12 protein-coding genes are annotated in these 16,268 nt (G+C 36.7%); 11 read left to right on the top strand and 1 reads right to left on the bottom strand.

Annotated features, from left to right (window positions below):
• The first annotated feature begins 10 nt into the window (after nucleotides 1–10).
• From ACLHDG_RS10900 to ACLHDG_RS10850, 11 genes are all read left to right on the top strand, one after another.
• On the top strand, nucleotides 11–670 hold the full coding sequence (locus ACLHDG_RS10900) for a sulfite exporter TauE/SafE family protein (protein WP_415406264.1): 660 nt from the start codon (nucleotides 11–13) through the stop codon (nucleotides 668–670).
• Nucleotides 671–691: 21 nt separating this feature from the next.
• A complete protein-coding gene (locus tag ACLHDG_RS10895; RefSeq protein ID WP_415406263.1) occupies nucleotides 692–3,451 on the top strand; it encodes a nitrous oxide reductase accessory protein NosL in 2,760 nt (919 codons plus the stop codon).
• On the top strand, nucleotides 3,438–4,418 hold the full coding sequence (locus ACLHDG_RS10890; RefSeq protein ID WP_415406262.1) for a 4Fe-4S binding protein: 981 nt from the start codon (nucleotides 3,438–3,440) through the stop codon (nucleotides 4,416–4,418). Before ACLHDG_RS10895 ends, ACLHDG_RS10890 begins: the two co-directional genes overlap by 14 nt.
• A complete protein-coding gene (locus tag ACLHDG_RS10885) occupies nucleotides 4,411–5,691 on the top strand; it encodes a 2-hydroxyacyl-CoA dehydratase (protein ID WP_415406261.1) in 1,281 nt (426 codons plus the stop codon). The genes ACLHDG_RS10890 and ACLHDG_RS10885 overlap by 8 nt, the downstream gene beginning before the upstream one ends.
• On the top strand, nucleotides 5,688–6,497 hold the full coding sequence (locus ACLHDG_RS10880) for an acyl-CoA dehydratase activase (protein ID WP_415406260.1): 810 nt from the start codon (nucleotides 5,688–5,690) through the stop codon (nucleotides 6,495–6,497). Before ACLHDG_RS10885 ends, ACLHDG_RS10880 begins: the two co-directional genes overlap by 4 nt.
• Nucleotides 6,498–6,527: 30 nt before the next feature.
• A complete protein-coding gene (locus ACLHDG_RS10875; RefSeq protein WP_415406259.1) occupies nucleotides 6,528–9,632 on the top strand; it encodes an efflux RND transporter permease subunit in 3,105 nt (1,034 codons plus the stop codon).
• 173 nt (nucleotides 9,633–9,805) lie between these two features.
• Nucleotides 9,806–10,597 (top strand): HlyD family efflux transporter periplasmic adaptor subunit, encoded by a 792-nt coding sequence (locus tag ACLHDG_RS10870; RefSeq protein WP_415406258.1) that lies wholly within the window; start codon nucleotides 9,806–9,808, stop codon nucleotides 10,595–10,597.
• On the top strand, nucleotides 10,597–12,387 hold the full coding sequence (locus ACLHDG_RS10865; protein WP_415406257.1) for a molybdopterin-dependent oxidoreductase: 1,791 nt from the start codon (nucleotides 10,597–10,599) through the stop codon (nucleotides 12,385–12,387). Before ACLHDG_RS10870 ends, ACLHDG_RS10865 begins: the two co-directional genes overlap by 1 nt.
• A gap of 1 nt (nucleotide 12,388) precedes the next feature.
• Nucleotides 12,389–13,573 (top strand): aspartate aminotransferase family protein, encoded by a 1,185-nt coding sequence (locus ACLHDG_RS10860; RefSeq protein WP_415406256.1) that lies wholly within the window; start codon nucleotides 12,389–12,391, stop codon nucleotides 13,571–13,573.
• On the top strand, nucleotides 13,548–14,744 hold the full coding sequence (locus tag ACLHDG_RS10855) for a TolC family protein (protein WP_415406255.1): 1,197 nt from the start codon (nucleotides 13,548–13,550) through the stop codon (nucleotides 14,742–14,744). The genes ACLHDG_RS10860 and ACLHDG_RS10855 overlap by 26 nt, the downstream gene beginning before the upstream one ends.
• Nucleotides 14,734–15,723: an SAM-dependent methyltransferase gene (locus ACLHDG_RS10850; protein WP_415406254.1), complete on the top strand. Its 990-nt coding sequence runs from the start codon at nucleotides 14,734–14,736 to the stop codon at nucleotides 15,721–15,723. Before ACLHDG_RS10855 ends, ACLHDG_RS10850 begins: the two co-directional genes overlap by 11 nt.
• A gap of 15 nt (nucleotides 15,724–15,738) precedes the next feature.
• Here the strand turns inward: ACLHDG_RS10850 and ACLHDG_RS10845 are convergent, their stop codons facing one another.
• Nucleotides 15,739–16,131 carry a hypothetical protein gene (locus tag ACLHDG_RS10845; RefSeq protein WP_415406253.1) on the bottom strand — a complete coding sequence of 131 codons (393 nt, stop codon included), beginning with the start codon at nucleotides 16,129–16,131 and terminating at the stop codon, nucleotides 15,739–15,741.
• Nucleotides 16,132–16,268 lie beyond the last annotated feature (137 nt).

Here is a 16,268-nt window from a genome sequence, read left to right as displayed (position 1 = left end):
GAGAATTTAGTTGGAATCAACAACACTTTTTTCGATTTTTATCATAGGACTCTCTTACGGAGCAACGGCATGCATGTTTTCATGTATGCCCTTTTTAAGTCCTCTGCTTGTGGGTAATTCAAACGATACAAAACAGGCACTGGGGATCATATTGCCCTTTAGTTTGGGTAGGATATTCAGCTATACACTTTTAGCGATCATTGCTTATCTGAGTTCTTTTTGGGTAAAGCAAATATTGGATGACAATAGTCTGTTTAGCATCATTCTTGGGGTCAGTACGATCTCTATGGGGCTTTTTTTGTTCTATAAAAGTTTTAAAGCAGCTAGTTCATGCGGACACACAACACCTTTAATAAAGAAACCAAAGTTAAATAAACTGGGTTTTTTTACTATTGGTGCAACCATGTCAGTCAATCCATGTGCTCCGATAATGGCACTTTTGGCAGTTGCGGTAAACAGCAGTACTTTTTACAATGCAGCGGCTTTGGGATTGTTTTTTGGTGTAGGGGCTGTTATCTTTTCGATCCTTTTTTATGGCTTTATCGTCTCAAAAGTGATCAAAGGCTTAATGGTTCAGTTTTCCTCTTACAAGATATGGATAGAGCGCTTTGCAGCACTGCTGTTGATAATGGTAGGAGTATTGGTATTAAATGGTGTTTTAATACTTTAATTTAAAGATAAAGGATACATAGTGGTAGATTTTATAAAACGCGACAAAGATGATATATACTCAAAACCGATATTAGGTTTTTTATTTAAAAATCAAAAATTTATCATGGCACTAAAAGTAGTTGTTTTAGCCTTGTTTTTATATGCTATATACCTTGGTTTTGCACATACCGGTAAAGAAAATACATTTACGTGGGCACTGTTTTGGGGAATTTTCTGGTCTCTGTTTATGGTAATTACTCTTCCGACGTTTGGACGAATTTTTTGTGGTATTTGCCCTCATGGATTTATGGGTAAATATATTACAAAATTCGGATTGAAAAAAACCATGCCAAAATGGATGCAAAACAGGTATATAGGTCTGTTGTTACTTGTGATAGGCTGGTGGGGAATTTACTATATGTTCCCAGGTGTCTATAGAACACCACTGGGCACGGCCATTTTATTTACAGTGATGACTTTACTCTCTTTTGTGATCTATTTTTTATATAAAGATATGAGTTACTGTAAATATATCTGTCCTATTGGTACACTGACTAGAGCGTATGGTAAACTCTCTTTTACCTGGTTGGGTACGTATAAGAGTGCATGTGATGAGTGTAGAACATTTGAGTGTGCAACAGCTTGTCCTTACAATCTAAAACCATTTACATTTGACCATAGAAACTCTATGATGGACTGTACTTTATGTATGGATTGTAGTGCAGCGTGTGAAGCTGTCAGTTTTAAATATAAGAAGCCTTCTTTTTCACTGTTTTCAAAATTTAGAATCGTCAAAGCGGAAGTTTGGGCATTTGTGCTTATTTTGGCTTCTATTCCTATTACCATGTCATTTCATCATGGTATCGGAAGAAGTAATGCTGCCGGTGATATGATCTGGTCAAAAACAGCTGAATTTTTCAAAGGATTCATTAGTTTTGGAGCCATTGATCCTATTGGACTTTTTGCATTTCTTTATGCAATGCTATTTACTATTTTAGCTGCTATTATCGGTATGTTCATCGCCTCTAAGATACTTAAAAAAGATTTTAGCTCTACTTTTTATGACTTGGGATACTCTTATGCCCCTCTGTTCATTTTAGGTTCTATTGCCCACTCACTTGAGACATTTTTCACAAGAGGATATGAGCGTATTGTGGAAGGATTTGCTTATGGATTTGGTTTTTCGGTAGATGTTGCATCACTGGCAAAAAGAGGAGACAGCTGGCTTCATATATTTGGTCTGCTCAAATGGGTTGCCATTGCCTGGGCATTGATCATACTGTATAAAAGAATGAAACTCCTCGATGTTGATAAAGTAAGAAAAATGATTGCATATCCTTTTGCCGCTTCTTTGATCATATTCTTTTTAAGTGTTAATATGTACAGAGGGTATATTTTAGATACCTACGGGAGAGCTTCTGGAGGACATGGAAATCATGGTGGTGGTGGAGCGATGTTCCAGAGCGTTCCAAAAGACAAAGCCATACTTCTGCAATCAGGAGAAGATAAAGCATCGTGTATCACCTGTGGTATGAAACTTCCAATGTTCTATAAAACAAATCATGCAGCACATTTAGATGAAGCTGTTAGACAGTATTGCTCTATCCACTGTTTGGCTGAAGAGAAGAATATTAAAAAAATGCCTATCAAAGATTTCAAGGTTGTTGATGTTAAAAGCTTGAAGTTCATAGATGCGAAAAGTGCATTCTATGTTGTAGGAAGTAAGAAAAAAGCCACTATGAGCAAAGTAAGTAAATATGCATTTGCCAAAAAAGAGGATGCTGTTAAGTTTTCTAAACGATACCAGGGGAAAGTAGTAAATTTTGATGCGGCATTCAAAATTGCATTGAAAGATTTTGATACATCTGCAAAGAAAATGATCAAAGAGGTATCTGCCACTGATGTTGTCTATTTTACCGATAAAAACCCGGCAGCTAAGAAAAGAGGTGGACACGGTGGGCATATGCATGGCGGCTCAAGAGGGCAAGTCCCTACAAAAAAAGTATGGCCTGTTTTTATGGACAGATCAGATAAGTTAAGCTGTATAGGTGATATAAATGCTGAACTTTATGTGCTGGATGCAAATTTAAAGACAATAAAAGCTAAACAATCAAGAGACAGAGGGTGTAAATCGGTAAGTTTTAAAATGCCAGACAATGGATACTACAATCTTTTTTATACCAATAAAACAGTTGATGATAATACCTTATATCTCAGTACGGCAAAATATGAATATATGAGATTCAACCATAGCAATGATGCAGTGTATGATGATGAGAAGATGTCAGCCCATACGATAAAAGAAGTGCCTTTTGATATCTTAAGACTCAGAGAAGAGGGTGAGACCTTTTATCACCGTCTTTACTCTGGTGATAAGATCAGAATAAAAGTAGTTTTGGACTCTAAGCCTGTAGAAGGAGCAAACTTAACACTCTCTACAAAAACAGGATGGTCAAAAACCATTAAAACAGATAAAGATGGAATAGCAACTTTCCTCCTTTTAAAAGACTATTTCCCTGAGTGGGAGAAGTTTGACAGAAGACATAAAAACAAATTTTTACTCACGGCATCTTATACGCAAGAGAGTAAAGGAGAGCATGATGACGAGGCGTATGAAAATATAAAATACACTACAACCTATGCATCTCTTTATTATCCCGGAGAGAGTGGATATATGTCATATGCATATGGGCTTTTAGCAGCAACTGTAGCAATGGTCATATCCGGGTTTGTGATTTACTGGTATAGAAGAAGACGTGAAAAACCGTTTAAAGAGGTGAATTTCAATGAAAAAAATTAAAGATTTTATCAACAATGCAGATATAAGAAAATTTAGATTTTGGCTGCAGATCTTTTTCTTTATACTCTTTGTATACGGAGGGTATTTTGCTGTTAATTTAGGAAATAGTATCCCAATGTTTTCATGCGGATATGATAGAGAAGTTGGAGGTATGTGTTATTTCCTTCCGCTTCAGCATCAGCTGGCTCGTCCTCTGGATGTACTTTTTAGTGCGGCAAGTATCTCTGTCCTGATTGGTTTTCTAACTTTCTTATTATGGTTTATTGTATTTAACAAAGCATGGTGTGGATATGCCTGTCCCTTAGGAACAATGCAGGATTGGATCACAGGTTTGCGAAAAAAACTTGGTATTAGATACAGTACTTATACGCAGCCACAATTCAATAAATTAAAAAAGATAAAATATTTCATGCTTGCTCTTGTGATATTGGCTCCTGTTGGTGTTGGTCTAGGTCTTCTTGGGGGTGAGTGGAGAACTGCTTTTTGCGAGATATGTCCAGGGAGAATGATCACACCGCTTTTTGTAGGAGATGTTTCTCAGTGGAGTTTGGATTTCTCAACAAAAAGTGCAATGGTTTTGACTACTTTGGGTCTGATGATCACAGGTCTGTTCTTTGTGGGTTCATTTATCAAAAAAAGGTTTTTCTGCTTTTTTTGTCCTATGAGTGCGATGCATTACATCTTTAGTGACGCGGCACTGATAAAGCTTAAAAAAGATGGTGACAAATGTACAAAATGTGGTGACTGCTATAATGTCTGTGATATGCAGATCAAAGATATAGCTGATGATGTAGAGAGTACAAATATTTTAAGGGATGACTGTATCCTTTGTATGAAGTGTGTAGCTGCTTGTCCTGAAGATGATGCTTTACATGTCGATATCTTGAACATGAAAGTATTTACATCAACAAAAGGTGGTTTTTCAAAAAGAATGGAGATGGATAAATTGGAGGAAAAAGATGACTAAAGACGTAAAGAAATCCAAAATAGAAACTCCAAAAGAGAGACAAAACCGCCATAAGGCAATGGAAGCTGCTATGGTATTGGATAAAATAAAACATGACTTCAAAGAGCCTCCAAAGGCGATGGATTATTTTTACGATCTTTATGAAAATGTGCACTGTAAACAGCAGGCTCTGCATAATGACAAGGTAAAGGTTGGAACGATGTGTATACAGGTACCCTCTGAGATTATCTATGCTCTAGATGCAGTGCCTATTAGACTGTGTAACGGTTTTTATACTGATGATGATATTGGAAGTGACCTGCTTCCTGCAAAATCTTGTCCTTTGGTCAAGGCAACTGTTGGGCAATTTTCATCAAATAACTTTACAGACAAGCCTGATGTGATCATCTCACCGACAACCTGTGACCAAAAAGCAAAATCCGGTGCTATTATTGAAGATATGGGGTATTCGGTCTTTGATATGGAGTTTCCAAGAACAAAAGAGAGTGAAGAGAGCAGAGAGTATTGGAGACGGAGTGTAAGGAAGTTTACCAAAGAGTTAAGTTCTGATTTAAATAAAAAGTTAACAAAGAAAAAATTGAAAGAAGCTATCAAAAAAGTAGGGTATGCCCAGCATCTTTATCATAAATTAAATATATTGCGAAAAAATCATAATATCCCTATTTTAGGAACAGATATGTTTTTGGTTACCAATGCCTTTTTCTTTGATAAAATAGATAACTGGATAGAAGCAACGACCCAACTTTTAAAAGAGACAGAACAGAGGGTTAATGATGAGGTAAATGCGGCAGGTAAAAGAAGCCCTAGGATCGTATATACAGGCTCACCACCAATATTTCCAAATCTTAAGATCCCTCTTTTGATAGAGCAGTCCGATGCAGTGATCGTTGCAGATGAAACATGTTCGTCCAATAGAATGTTCAATGATATGGTAAGTGTGGATGAGTGGTTCATGTATGATATGGTTGATTCCGTTGCAGATAGATATTTAAAAGGGTGTACCTGCCCGATCTTTACAAAGAATGAGGACAGAAAGAGAAGAATAGTTGATCTGGTTAGAGAGTATAAGGCTGAGGGTGTAGTCTATCAGGCCTTTGCAGGATGTCAGGTCTATGAGATGGAACAGAGGTCTGTTTTGGAAGCAATGGAGAAAGAGGGGATACCTATACTCTATATTGAAAGTGATTACTCTCCGAGTCATTTGGGACAACTGACAACCAGGATAGAAGCATTTGTGGAGTCACTTAAAAATAGACGGAGAAAAAAATTATGAAATATTTTGCAGGAATTGACATAGGTTCAACAGCTATTAAAGTTGCACTTGTAGATGAGAACAAACAATTAGTAGGACACAAAATAAGTGCCAGTGGAAGTATGTTTTATAAGTATGCAAAGCAGAGTCTTAAAGAAATTCTTAGTGAATTAAATATCGATGAAAAAGATGTAGTATATACTGTTTCCACGGGGTATGGAAGAAAACTATTTAAAGAAGCAGATGAAAATATAAGTGAGATCACTGCAAACGCTTTAGGTGCAGTAGCTGCAGCAAAGGATGAGTGTGAAATTAAAACTATTATAAACATTGGTGGTCAGGATTCCAAAGCAATTTCACTTGATAATGAAGGAAATGTGGTAAACTTTGCTATGAATGACAGGTGTGCAGCAGGAACGGGAAAATTTCTGGATGTGGTTGCTATGAATCTTGAACTTGAAGTGGATGAGCTGGGTGAGTATCACTTTAAATCTGAAGGTACCCCTCTGGCGATCAACAGTACCTGTGCAGTATTTGCAGAGTCTGAGATCATAGGACTTCTGGGGAATGACCATAGTGTCGAGGATATTGTTGCAGGAGTGCATTACTCCATTGCCAAAAGGATCATAAAACTGGTCAAAAGAATCGGTATAAAAGAGGGGATCTATTTTGATGGAGGACCTGCACTGAACATTGGGTTAGTTCAATCCATAGAAAATGAATTGGGTAAAGAGATATTTATCCCTGAGTTTCCTCAAATAACCACAGCATACGGAGCAGCGATCTTGGCACATGAAGCGTATGAATACGAAAACAGTGCAGAGTAAAAAAAATATATAAAATAACAGGGATAGTTTATGTTTGAAAAAGTATTGAAGTTTTTTATTGATAATTATAAAATAAACTATACTCTGTTTTTTCTTCTTTTTGCTGTAGGTGTATATGCTTATACTCAAATTCCCAAAGAGATATCTCCGACCATAGAACCTGACTCTATTACAGTGAGAGGCTCCTACGCAGGAGCTTCCGTAGACAGCTTAAATAAAATGGCTGTACAAGAGATAGAAGATGAAGTTAAAAATATTGTAGGTGTACAAACGGTTACATCGGTGATATCTCCAGGCAGATTCACTATCATATTGGAACTTGATAAAAGAGTAGATAAGAATGTGGTCATCGGTGATGTAGAAGATGCCATATCACTTATACGAGTTAATCTTCCAAGTGATATGGATGAGCCTATTATTAGAGGTGTTGCACACTCAAGAAGCATCATGCATGTCTCCATACTCTCTTCTGAACTTCCCAGAGATCAGCTAAAAGACCTGTCTAAAAAATTTAAAAGTAAACTTCTTTCCATTAAAGATGTATCAGATGTGACTATATTTGGTGATTCTGAACTTTTTTATGAAGTGTTGATAGATGAGAAAAAAGTCAATGCATATAACCTCTCTTTGGCTGAAACTATACGAATGTTTTCAGAACTTTCCTATATCTTTCCTCTTGGAAAGATAGAGAATATTAAAAAGCAATATTACATCTCTACAAGTAATGGTAAAAAACTCTCTACAGAAATTGAAGATACCATGATACGCATCAATGATCAGCAAATTGCTTTAAAAGATATAGCCAGTATTGAAAAAAGATATGAAGACTCATCAACACTTGCAAGCATGAATGGCGCTAATTCTATAACACTTGCTGTCTCACAAAACCCAAAAGGTGATGCCGTCAGTATAGCGCAGGATATTAAAAAACTTATAGCTAAAATGAGTGTGAATGGGGTTGATTTCAATGTCAGGATGGATAAATCCACTGTTATAAAAGACAGACTGAATATTGTGATCTCCAATATCCTGTTAGGTGTCATACTCATCACATTGTTAACCGCACTTCTGATAAATATACGTATAGCATTTATCATCGCTTTGGGTATCCCTACCTCTTTTGTCATAGGTGCTATCTATTTCTATTTTACAGGGTACAGTATTAATGTCAACTCACTCATAGGTGTACTGCTTGCGATCGGGATTATTGTTGATGATGCGATCGTCGTGAGTGAAAATATCCAACAATATATTGAAAAAGGACACTCTGCCAAAGAAGCAGCTCTTTTAGGGGTAAAAGAGGTGGCAAAACCGGTTACTATTGCTTCATTGACCACGTTATTCTCTTTCATTCCTCTTTTAATGCTAAGTGGAAGGCTAGGTGAGATCATACAACTGATCCCTATTGCATTTTCTGCACTTGTCATTGCATCACTGATTGAATCCTTTATCTTTTTGCCTATTCATGCATCTCATACGCTTTCTCTAAATTCAAGGACACTTTCATGGGAAAAGATCAATGCATACTATTCAAGGATCTTAAAACTATTTGTGAAGTACCAAAAAACTTTTTTACTTATATTTTTAATTATTGTACCTGCCTTGATCTACCAAGGTGTAAAGAGTTCCAAGTTTCAAATGTTTCAACCTTTTGATGCCTCATCTATAAATATAACATTTAAAGCAAAGCCTACAACGACACTGGAAGAGTCTCTGGAAATAGTGCAAATACTGGAAAAAGATATTTTACAGCAAAAGGAGAGATTTTTTGTAAAACATGTAAGCTCAACGGCAGGGTACAGAAGAAGTGCAACCGGCTCTGCTGAAATGTACCCTTATGTAGGATATATATCTATAGAGTTGCATAAGATGAAACCTTTAAATTTTGTAGATAAATATATTACCCCTTATCTAAGTTTTTATTATGATCCTAAAGAGAGGATCAGGGATATCTCTTCACAACAAATATCCAAAGATCTCAGAGTATGGTTGAAAGAGCAAAAGTATAAAAAGACATTTCACTTAAGTAATTTAATGGTCGTAGAAAATAAAATGGGCCATACAAAAGCAGATATTCGTATAGGAGTTATCAGTGATGATTATCAAAAAGCAATCAAAGCTATTAGAGATATAGAAGATAGTTTTTCCAAAGTAAAAGGGATCAAATATTTTGGTGATAATGTTAAGGTCGGAGTTGATGAGATAAAGCTCAAACTCAATACCTATGGTGAAGAACTTGGGATTACTGAGAAGTACTTAGGGAGCTATATTTCTGACCTTTATCTTTCAAAAAGGGTTGGTACGATCTTTGATGGTCAAGAGCTTTTAGAAATAAAAGTAAAGTCATTCAATATTGAAGATGATCTGGAGAACTTTAAAAAACTTGAAATACCTTTGAAAAATAATACATTTGTGAAGCTTGAAGATATTTGTGAATTTGAAACAGTAGAGTCTTTGGAAAGATTAGTTAAAGATGATGGTGAAACTAACTTTTATGTTTTTGCAAATGTTGATTCATCTGTAATAACGGCAACAGAAGTATTAGAGAAAATCGCTCCAACCATTGAAAAACTAAAAAAAGTAAAGGGTATAAAGCTGAAATTTAAAGGAGAGAGAGAACAAAAAAGAACTATGCAGACTGAAATGGTACTTGCTTCAGTACTTGCAATTATCCTGATCTTCATCTCTATACTCTATCTTTTCAACTCATTGAGGGAGACTATCATTGTGATGTCTGTTATCCCTTTCTCTTTTCTTGGGGTATATGCAGGTCATTTTATCATGGGACTCAATATATCACTTCCCTCTCTTATTGGTGCATTGGGATTGGCTGGTGTCATAGTCAATGATGGTATTATCATGATGTCAACACTGAAGACATCCAAGCATAAAGATGACATATTTCGTCTTGCGGCAAGACGGTTCAGACCTATCGTACTTACATCTATTACTACAGTTATAGGGCTTTCATCACTGATATTCTTTGCTACAGCACAGGCAGTGACCTTCCAGCCATTGGCAGTTACTATTGGTTTTGGGCTTTTATGGGGTACGATATTAAACCTTTTTTACCTTCCGACAATGTATAGTTTTTTACATAGCCATAAGGAAAAGAGAGCATTAAAAACTTTATAAAAGTATATGAGGTTTTTTACCTTTTTAAAGTGTAAGAATATATGTACGATATTTTTATATGATATCTATGTATTAAGGGATAGACAAAAGCTAATGATGTTATGAGTACCTGGGTTATTCAGAGGGTTCAATTAACACTATTTCGATATAATCAATAAAAAAAGAGATTAGTGATGAAAGTATTTCTACTACTGTTTACCCCGTTATTTATTTTTGCAAAAGTACACTACGCAAAAGTTGAACCCTATGAATCAGTTGTTTTAAAATCTGCTGTAAGTGCTTTGGTTATGTATGTTGACCTTGATGCTGAGGGTAGCATGGTGACTTCAAAAAGAGTGATCCATCTTGATGACAGTTTAGATAAAGTAAATCTGGAAGACTCAAAAAAGAGTGTGGTTTTACTTGAAAAAATGCTAGGTATCAACGAAGAGATAGCAACGAGCTTAAGTGGTACAGTGAAGAGACAAGAAGGATATTATAATCGTATCTCTAAACTTGCTACAGCATCAAAAACACAAAAAGACAATGCCTACAGCAGTTTCACCTCTGCAAAGACCCAATACCTTAGTACACGTGAAAAGATAGTAAGTTTGGAAAAACAGATCATGGATATGAAGTACAAGGTTGCACAGCTTAAAGACAGCATTGCTAAAAAGTCTTTAGTATTGGAAAATAAGTATCTGTATAAACTTATGGTACGTAAAGGTGATTTTGTAAACCCCGGTTCTTCTTTGGCACAGGTAGAAGATGCGAGCAGAGCAAAATTGGTACTTTTTTTAGCACCTGAAGAGTTAGATCAGATAGAGCAGAAAGTAGTTTATATTGATGGTGAAAAGACAGAATACAGAGTTAATAAAGTATGGCGTGTGGCAGATGAAAAGTTCATCTCTTCTTACCGTGCCGAAATCCATATCCCTGCACCTAAGAACTCATTTTCAAAACTTGTGAAGGTAGAGATAAAGTAATGAATACAGCTTGTGGACTGGACTGTTATGATGCGTGTAGAGTCATCGTAGAAGATGATGCTTTGAAGATAAAAGGAGATGCTTCCCATCCTGCAGGAAATGGTGCCTTATGTGCATTACTCAATAAATATATGTTTGAAACGCCTCGTATTGAAAAGTCTCGTGTAAATGGGCTAGAAGTAAGTATGGAAGAAGCACTTGAAGCAGTATCTGAAGCATTTAAAGCAGAGAAGTCACTGCTTTGGAGAGGTTCAGGTAACTTTGGTGTGATGCAAGAGGTAACCAATCTCTTTATGGAGAAAATAGAAGGATCGCTTACCAAAGGGAGTCTTTGTGATGGTTCTGGGGATGCAGGTATCGTTATGGGGAGAGGTGTGAACAGAACACTTCCTTTGGAGCAGATAGATAAAGCTGAAGTGGTAGTAGTCTGGGGCCGCAATGTTACTGTAACAAATTCTCACATCATGCCTTACTTGGAAGGTAAAAAGATCGTGGTGATTGACCCTGTACGTACGGTCATTGCAAAAAAAGCAGATTTTTTTCTGCAGATCGCACCACGTACAGACTATTATGTAGCCATAATGCTGGCTCGGTTCATCTTTATGGAAGACAGTGATGCAACGGAGTGGATGGATGAGTTTGCTTCTGAGCATGAAGATTTCTATGATTTTACACGTGAACACCGTATTAAGTCCATTTTAGAGTATATCGGTGTTGATCTGGGTGATATGGGTCGTATGCTGAACTATCTGCGTGACAGAAAAGTGGTTTTTCTGGTAGGTACAGGTGTGCAGAAATACAGTACAGGTTCGTATGTATTACATGCCATAGATTCACTGGCTGCGACACTTGGACTTTTTGGACAAGAGGAGTGTGGTGTAAGTTATCTGGGTAATTCCAAGTTGGGGTTTGACAATCCATTCTCAGTAGAGTGTAAGCGTGTTCAAAAGGCAACTACAGAATTTTCAGACTTCGATACTGTACTGGTGCAAGGGGGTAATCCTGCAGCGTCTATGCCAGACAGTAATCGTGTGAAAGAGGAACTTGAGGATGTGGAAAACCTTATCTACTTTGGACTACATGAGAACGAGACTTCAAAGCTGGCAAAGATAGTCATCCCTGCAAAGAATTTCTTTGAGAAAGAAGATGTACGTTTGGGTTATGGGCATCAGTATGTTGAAAAGATGAATAAGATCATAGATTCAGATATAGGTATCAGTGAATATGATTTTACAAAATGTCTGTTCGATGCCTTTGGATTTTCAGGTTTGCAAGATGAATCATACTATATTGATGCATGGCTTGATCAGTGTGAAAAAGAGGGTGAACACTATGTTGCTGCAGGCTATGAAACACTTCCTTATAGCGAAGGCTTTGGTGAAGAGGGTGATGATGAGTTTGAGTTCATTGAAGATTATGATGATGATTTTATCAACACGAAACGTTTTAGAAAATATCGTAAAACAAGTAAAAACAAGAAAGAAGACGAAACTTTTTGGTTGCTTTCACCCAAATCAAACAAATCACTCAATACACAGTTTGTTAGAGATGATAAGGTACAATTGCATCCAGAGTTAGGATACAGTGAGGGTGAAAGAGTTCAGATAAGCTCTGAACACGGTAAACACGAGTTTACCGTAAAACACAATGAAGATCTTCGTCTTGATTGTGTGCTGATAACAAATAATACAGTGGGTGTCAACTACCTCACTCCTGCCATCCTTAGTGAAGAAGGGAACAATGCCTGTTATCAGGAAGTGAAAGTAGAGATAGAAAGAATAGAGGAATAAAATGAACTTAGAACAACAAGATAAAAAATATGTACTTCAAACCTATGCACGGGATTATACGAACTTTGTAAAAGGTGTAGGTTCCACACTCTATGATGAGAATGGTAAAGACTATATAGATTTTGCATCTGGAATAGGGGTGAACTCTGTAGGACATGGAAATGAAAAGCTTGCTTCTGCTATTTGTGAACAGGCTAAAAACATCATCCATATTTCAAACTTACAAGTCATAGAACCCCAAGCAAAACTGGCAGAGAAAATCGTAGAGCTTTCTGGTTATGATATGGCTATCTTCTTTGCCAACTCAGGAGCAGAAGCAAATGAAGGGGCGATCAAGATCGCACGTAAATATGGTGAGATCAACTTTGATGAGAAACGCTATAAAGTCATCACTTTAGAACATTCATTTCATGGACGTACGATCACTACAGTGAAAGCTACAGGTCAAGAGAGTTTTCATACACCACACTTTTCTCCTTATCCAGCAGGATTTTCATATGAAAAGTCTATATCAGATGTTTACAAGGCCATAGATGATGAAACAGTTGCGGTACTGATAGAACTTGTACAAGGTGAGGGTGGGGTACAACCTTTTGAAAAAAAAGAGATACAGGACCTTGCAGCACATTTAAAAGCAGAGGGTATTTTGCTCATCGTTGATGAAGTACAAACAGGAGTGTATAGAACAGGTGAGTTCTTAGCTTCAAATTTGTATGAGATAGAGCCGGACATTATCACTCTTGCTAAAGGTTTAGGTGGGGGTGTACCTATCGGAGCAGTGATGACGAAGCATAAAGAGGTATTGAGTGCGGGTGATCACGGGAGTACTTTCGGAGGTAACTACTTGAGTACATCTGCAGGATTGGCTGTGCTGGATGTACTTGAAACGTTATATGAGAGTGGGGCTATCGCCGAGGCACATCTCTATTTTGAACAGAAATTAGAGAATATTGTTAAAAATTATGGAGATCTTTTTGAAAAAGAGGTTGGTTTAGGGCTTATGAGAGGTTTGCGGGCAAAAAGTTCTGAGATTCAAACTGCTGTACAGAAACAGAGTTTGCAAGAGGGGCTCATTGTGCTTAAAGCAGGTCGTAATACCGTACGATTCTTACCAAGTATAACAATAAGTAAGGAAGAGATAGATGAAGGATTTAAGCGTTTTGAAAAAGCTATTAGTACTTTGTAGTTTGTTGTTTTCTTCTGTCGTTCAAGCAGATGAATTGGGTGATATACTTTCTGACAATAAAGAGCTACTCTTTGATTATCAATTCCAAAGTAATGATCTTGAGAGTGATATGCTTTCAAAGAGTTGGATCAATCCTGTAAGATTGCAGTACAATAAGAGGTATTCGACACAGTTTTCAGACAGAACGAGTATAACCGGAAGTTACTCTATCATTATAGACCAGCCTATATTCAGATCAGGTGGAATTTATTATGCGATTAAGTATTCCCAAGCACTTCGTGATGCAAATGAAGCAGACTTGAGGCTTCAAAAACGTCAAATGATCGGTGATGCTGTTTCCATACTTTTTAACTTGAAGAAAAATAGACTTGAACAGCAAAAAATGAAATACCTGATAAAAAATGACACAATAGATATACACCAAAAACGTGATAGTTATGATGCCGGTTTGTTAGACAGTAGTTTTTTGGATCAAGCTATTTTGAAAAAGAGTCAGGATGAAGCAACACTGCTTGAGTTGGAATTAAATCTTTTAGAGTTAAAGCAGAGATTTTCACTTCTAAGTGATAAAAAGCCAGATGGCTTACGTCTTCCTGTATTAAAGTTGATGAGTAAGTCAAACTATAGTGAACAAAACCTTGAGCTAAAAAAAGATAGACTCCGTGCTGAGCAGTCAGCATATAATGCTAATGTAACAACGGCAAAATATTTACCAACAGTCTCATTACAGGGGCAATATATTGATGGAGACCTCAATCCGCTTTATGCTAGACCTGGAATAGAAGAGAAATATTATAATTATGGATTTACTGTCTCTATGCCACTTGATATTAACTCACTCACTGATATAGAAGCAAGTAAAGTTGAAAAATTAAGAGCGGCAGTCCAGGTACTTGATAGAAAAGATCAAGTAACAGAAGAGTATGAATGGATACATAACAGTTTGAATATTTTAGATAAAAAAATAGTTTTGGCTAAAAAAGATGAAAAGGTCTATCAAAGCCTTTTCCGTTTGACTAAAAATCTTGCGCAAGCAGGAGAAAAAACTTCGTTAGATGCAGATATCATGCAAAACTCTTTACAGATCAGAAAGTTAGATCAAAAGATATATAAGATAGATAAACAAGTGCAGTTACTGAAGCTTTATATACGGGTTGAGAATGTACTTTAGTCAGTATATGGATGAGTGGCTCTATGGTGAAGAGGGCTACTATAAGAACTTCAAAGCCATAGGTAAATCAGGTGACTTCTATACAGCAGTGAGTACAAGCAGTTTTTTTGGTGCAAGTATCGCAAACTACTTTTATACACTCATCAAAGAGGGTAAAGCAGACAAAAATGGCTGGCTCATTGAAATAGGAGCACACCAGGGGTACCTGTTATGTGATATGATACAGTGGCTCTATACCTGTAACCCTACTTTAGTGCAAACACTTAAATTTGGTATCGTAGAGCGCCAGTCAGAGGTACAAAAAGCACAACTTGCTTACATAAAAGAGCGTTTTGGAGATGATATACAGATCACGCATTTCAATGACATCGCTGAAGTTGAAGTAGAGTATGCTTTTGTTGTGGCCAATGAAATCTTTGATGCTTTTCCCTGTGAACTCATTAAAGATGAAAAGATAGCTTCTGTGGAAGCAAATGAAATTAGCTGGGAAGAGGCTCCCACAAAGATGCTGGCGTGGGCAAAAACGCATCGGTTGACTCAGGGTGAAATTGCAGTAGGGTACGAAGATTTTGCAAGAGAGATGTCAAGTGGTATAGAAAAATGTGACTTTGTCTCATTTGATTATGGTGAGAAGTATGTACGTAATGATTTTTCTATCCGTGTCTATAGATCACATGAAACATTTCCTCTTTTTGATGAAGCACTGAACCTATCTGAATCCTATAAAAAAGATGATATTACCTATGATGTGAATTTTGGACATGTTATCGAGGCATTCTCTTCTGAAGGATTTGAAGAAGTGGCTTATGAGACACAAGCACGTGCGTTAATACGCTTTGGACTTATAGAGATACTCGAACAGTTTGCAAAACAGACAACACAAGAGAAGTATGTGAGGGAAGCAGACAGGGTTAAAACCCTCATATCACCCACGATGATGGGTGATAGATTTAAGATGGTTCACTTTAGAAAGAATTAATAGTTGTAGCTACGATTATTGCATCGCTTTAAGCATGGCACATCTTTTAATAGATGATGCTTCATTTCCAAACATTTGTGTATATTTGTCAAATTTTTCTTGACCTATCATGCTTACACACTCTTCTTTGCTCATGGCATTTGCTGTAGTCGCTACTGTTGCTGTGGTCTCTGCTTCTGCTACTTTAACCACTTTTTCTTTTTTGACTTTATCTTCAGGATACATATATGCCGAAGAGTAGTTGCCATCTTGAACTTCTTTTAGTTCAATTTTTTTATGTACTCTTTGAGGAACATGTACATTTGTTTCTTTTACTGTTGTTTTTGTAACAGTAGGAGTTTTATCTGCACATCCAGCGATAAAAAGAGCTGCAGTTGCAAGCATTATCCAAAATTTACGACTCGACATTGAGTGTCTCCCTGCATTGAATTTTACACAAATCATTTAGTAATTTGTTGCACTGTGTTTTAACACTTGTAATTCTTATCATTTTTTATCCTTATGATTTTAAATATAAATGCTGTATTGTAATATAATCTAAAGAG

It is taken from the genome of Sulfurovum iocasae (genome assembly GCF_047716765.1).
In the GTDB taxonomy this organism is placed as follows: domain Bacteria; phylum Campylobacterota; class Campylobacteria; order Campylobacterales; family Sulfurovaceae; genus Sulfurovum.
The sequence above is the reverse complement of the archived record's forward strand: the minus strand, read 5'-3'. Positions and strand labels throughout refer to the sequence as shown.

Bases quoted from the DNA above. Each gene is read 5' to 3' on its own strand.
- ACLHDG_RS10870 (WP_415406258.1), top strand. From the start codon at position 9,806: ATGAAAGTATTTCTACTACTGTTTACCCCGTTATTTATTTTTGCAAAA.
- ACLHDG_RS10890 (WP_415406262.1), top strand. From the start codon at position 3,438: ATGAAAAAAATTAAAGATTTTATCAACAATGCAGATATAAGAAAATTT.
- ACLHDG_RS10850 (WP_415406254.1), top strand. From the start codon at position 14,734: ATGTACTTTAGTCAGTATATGGATGAGTGGCTCTATGGTGAAGAGGGC.
- ACLHDG_RS10880 (WP_415406260.1), top strand. From the start codon at position 5,688: ATGAAATATTTTGCAGGAATTGACATAGGTTCAACAGCTATTAAAGTT.
- ACLHDG_RS10860 (WP_415406256.1), top strand. From the start codon at position 12,389: ATGAACTTAGAACAACAAGATAAAAAATATGTACTTCAAACCTATGCA.
- ACLHDG_RS10845 (WP_415406253.1), bottom strand. From the start codon at position 16,131: ATGTCGAGTCGTAAATTTTGGATAATGCTTGCAACTGCAGCTCTTTTT.
- ACLHDG_RS10865 (WP_415406257.1), top strand. From the start codon at position 10,597: ATGAATACAGCTTGTGGACTGGACTGTTATGATGCGTGTAGAGTCATC.
- ACLHDG_RS10885 (WP_415406261.1), top strand. From the start codon at position 4,411: ATGACTAAAGACGTAAAGAAATCCAAAATAGAAACTCCAAAAGAGAGA.
- ACLHDG_RS10875 (WP_415406259.1), top strand. From the start codon at position 6,528: ATGTTTGAAAAAGTATTGAAGTTTTTTATTGATAATTATAAAATAAAC.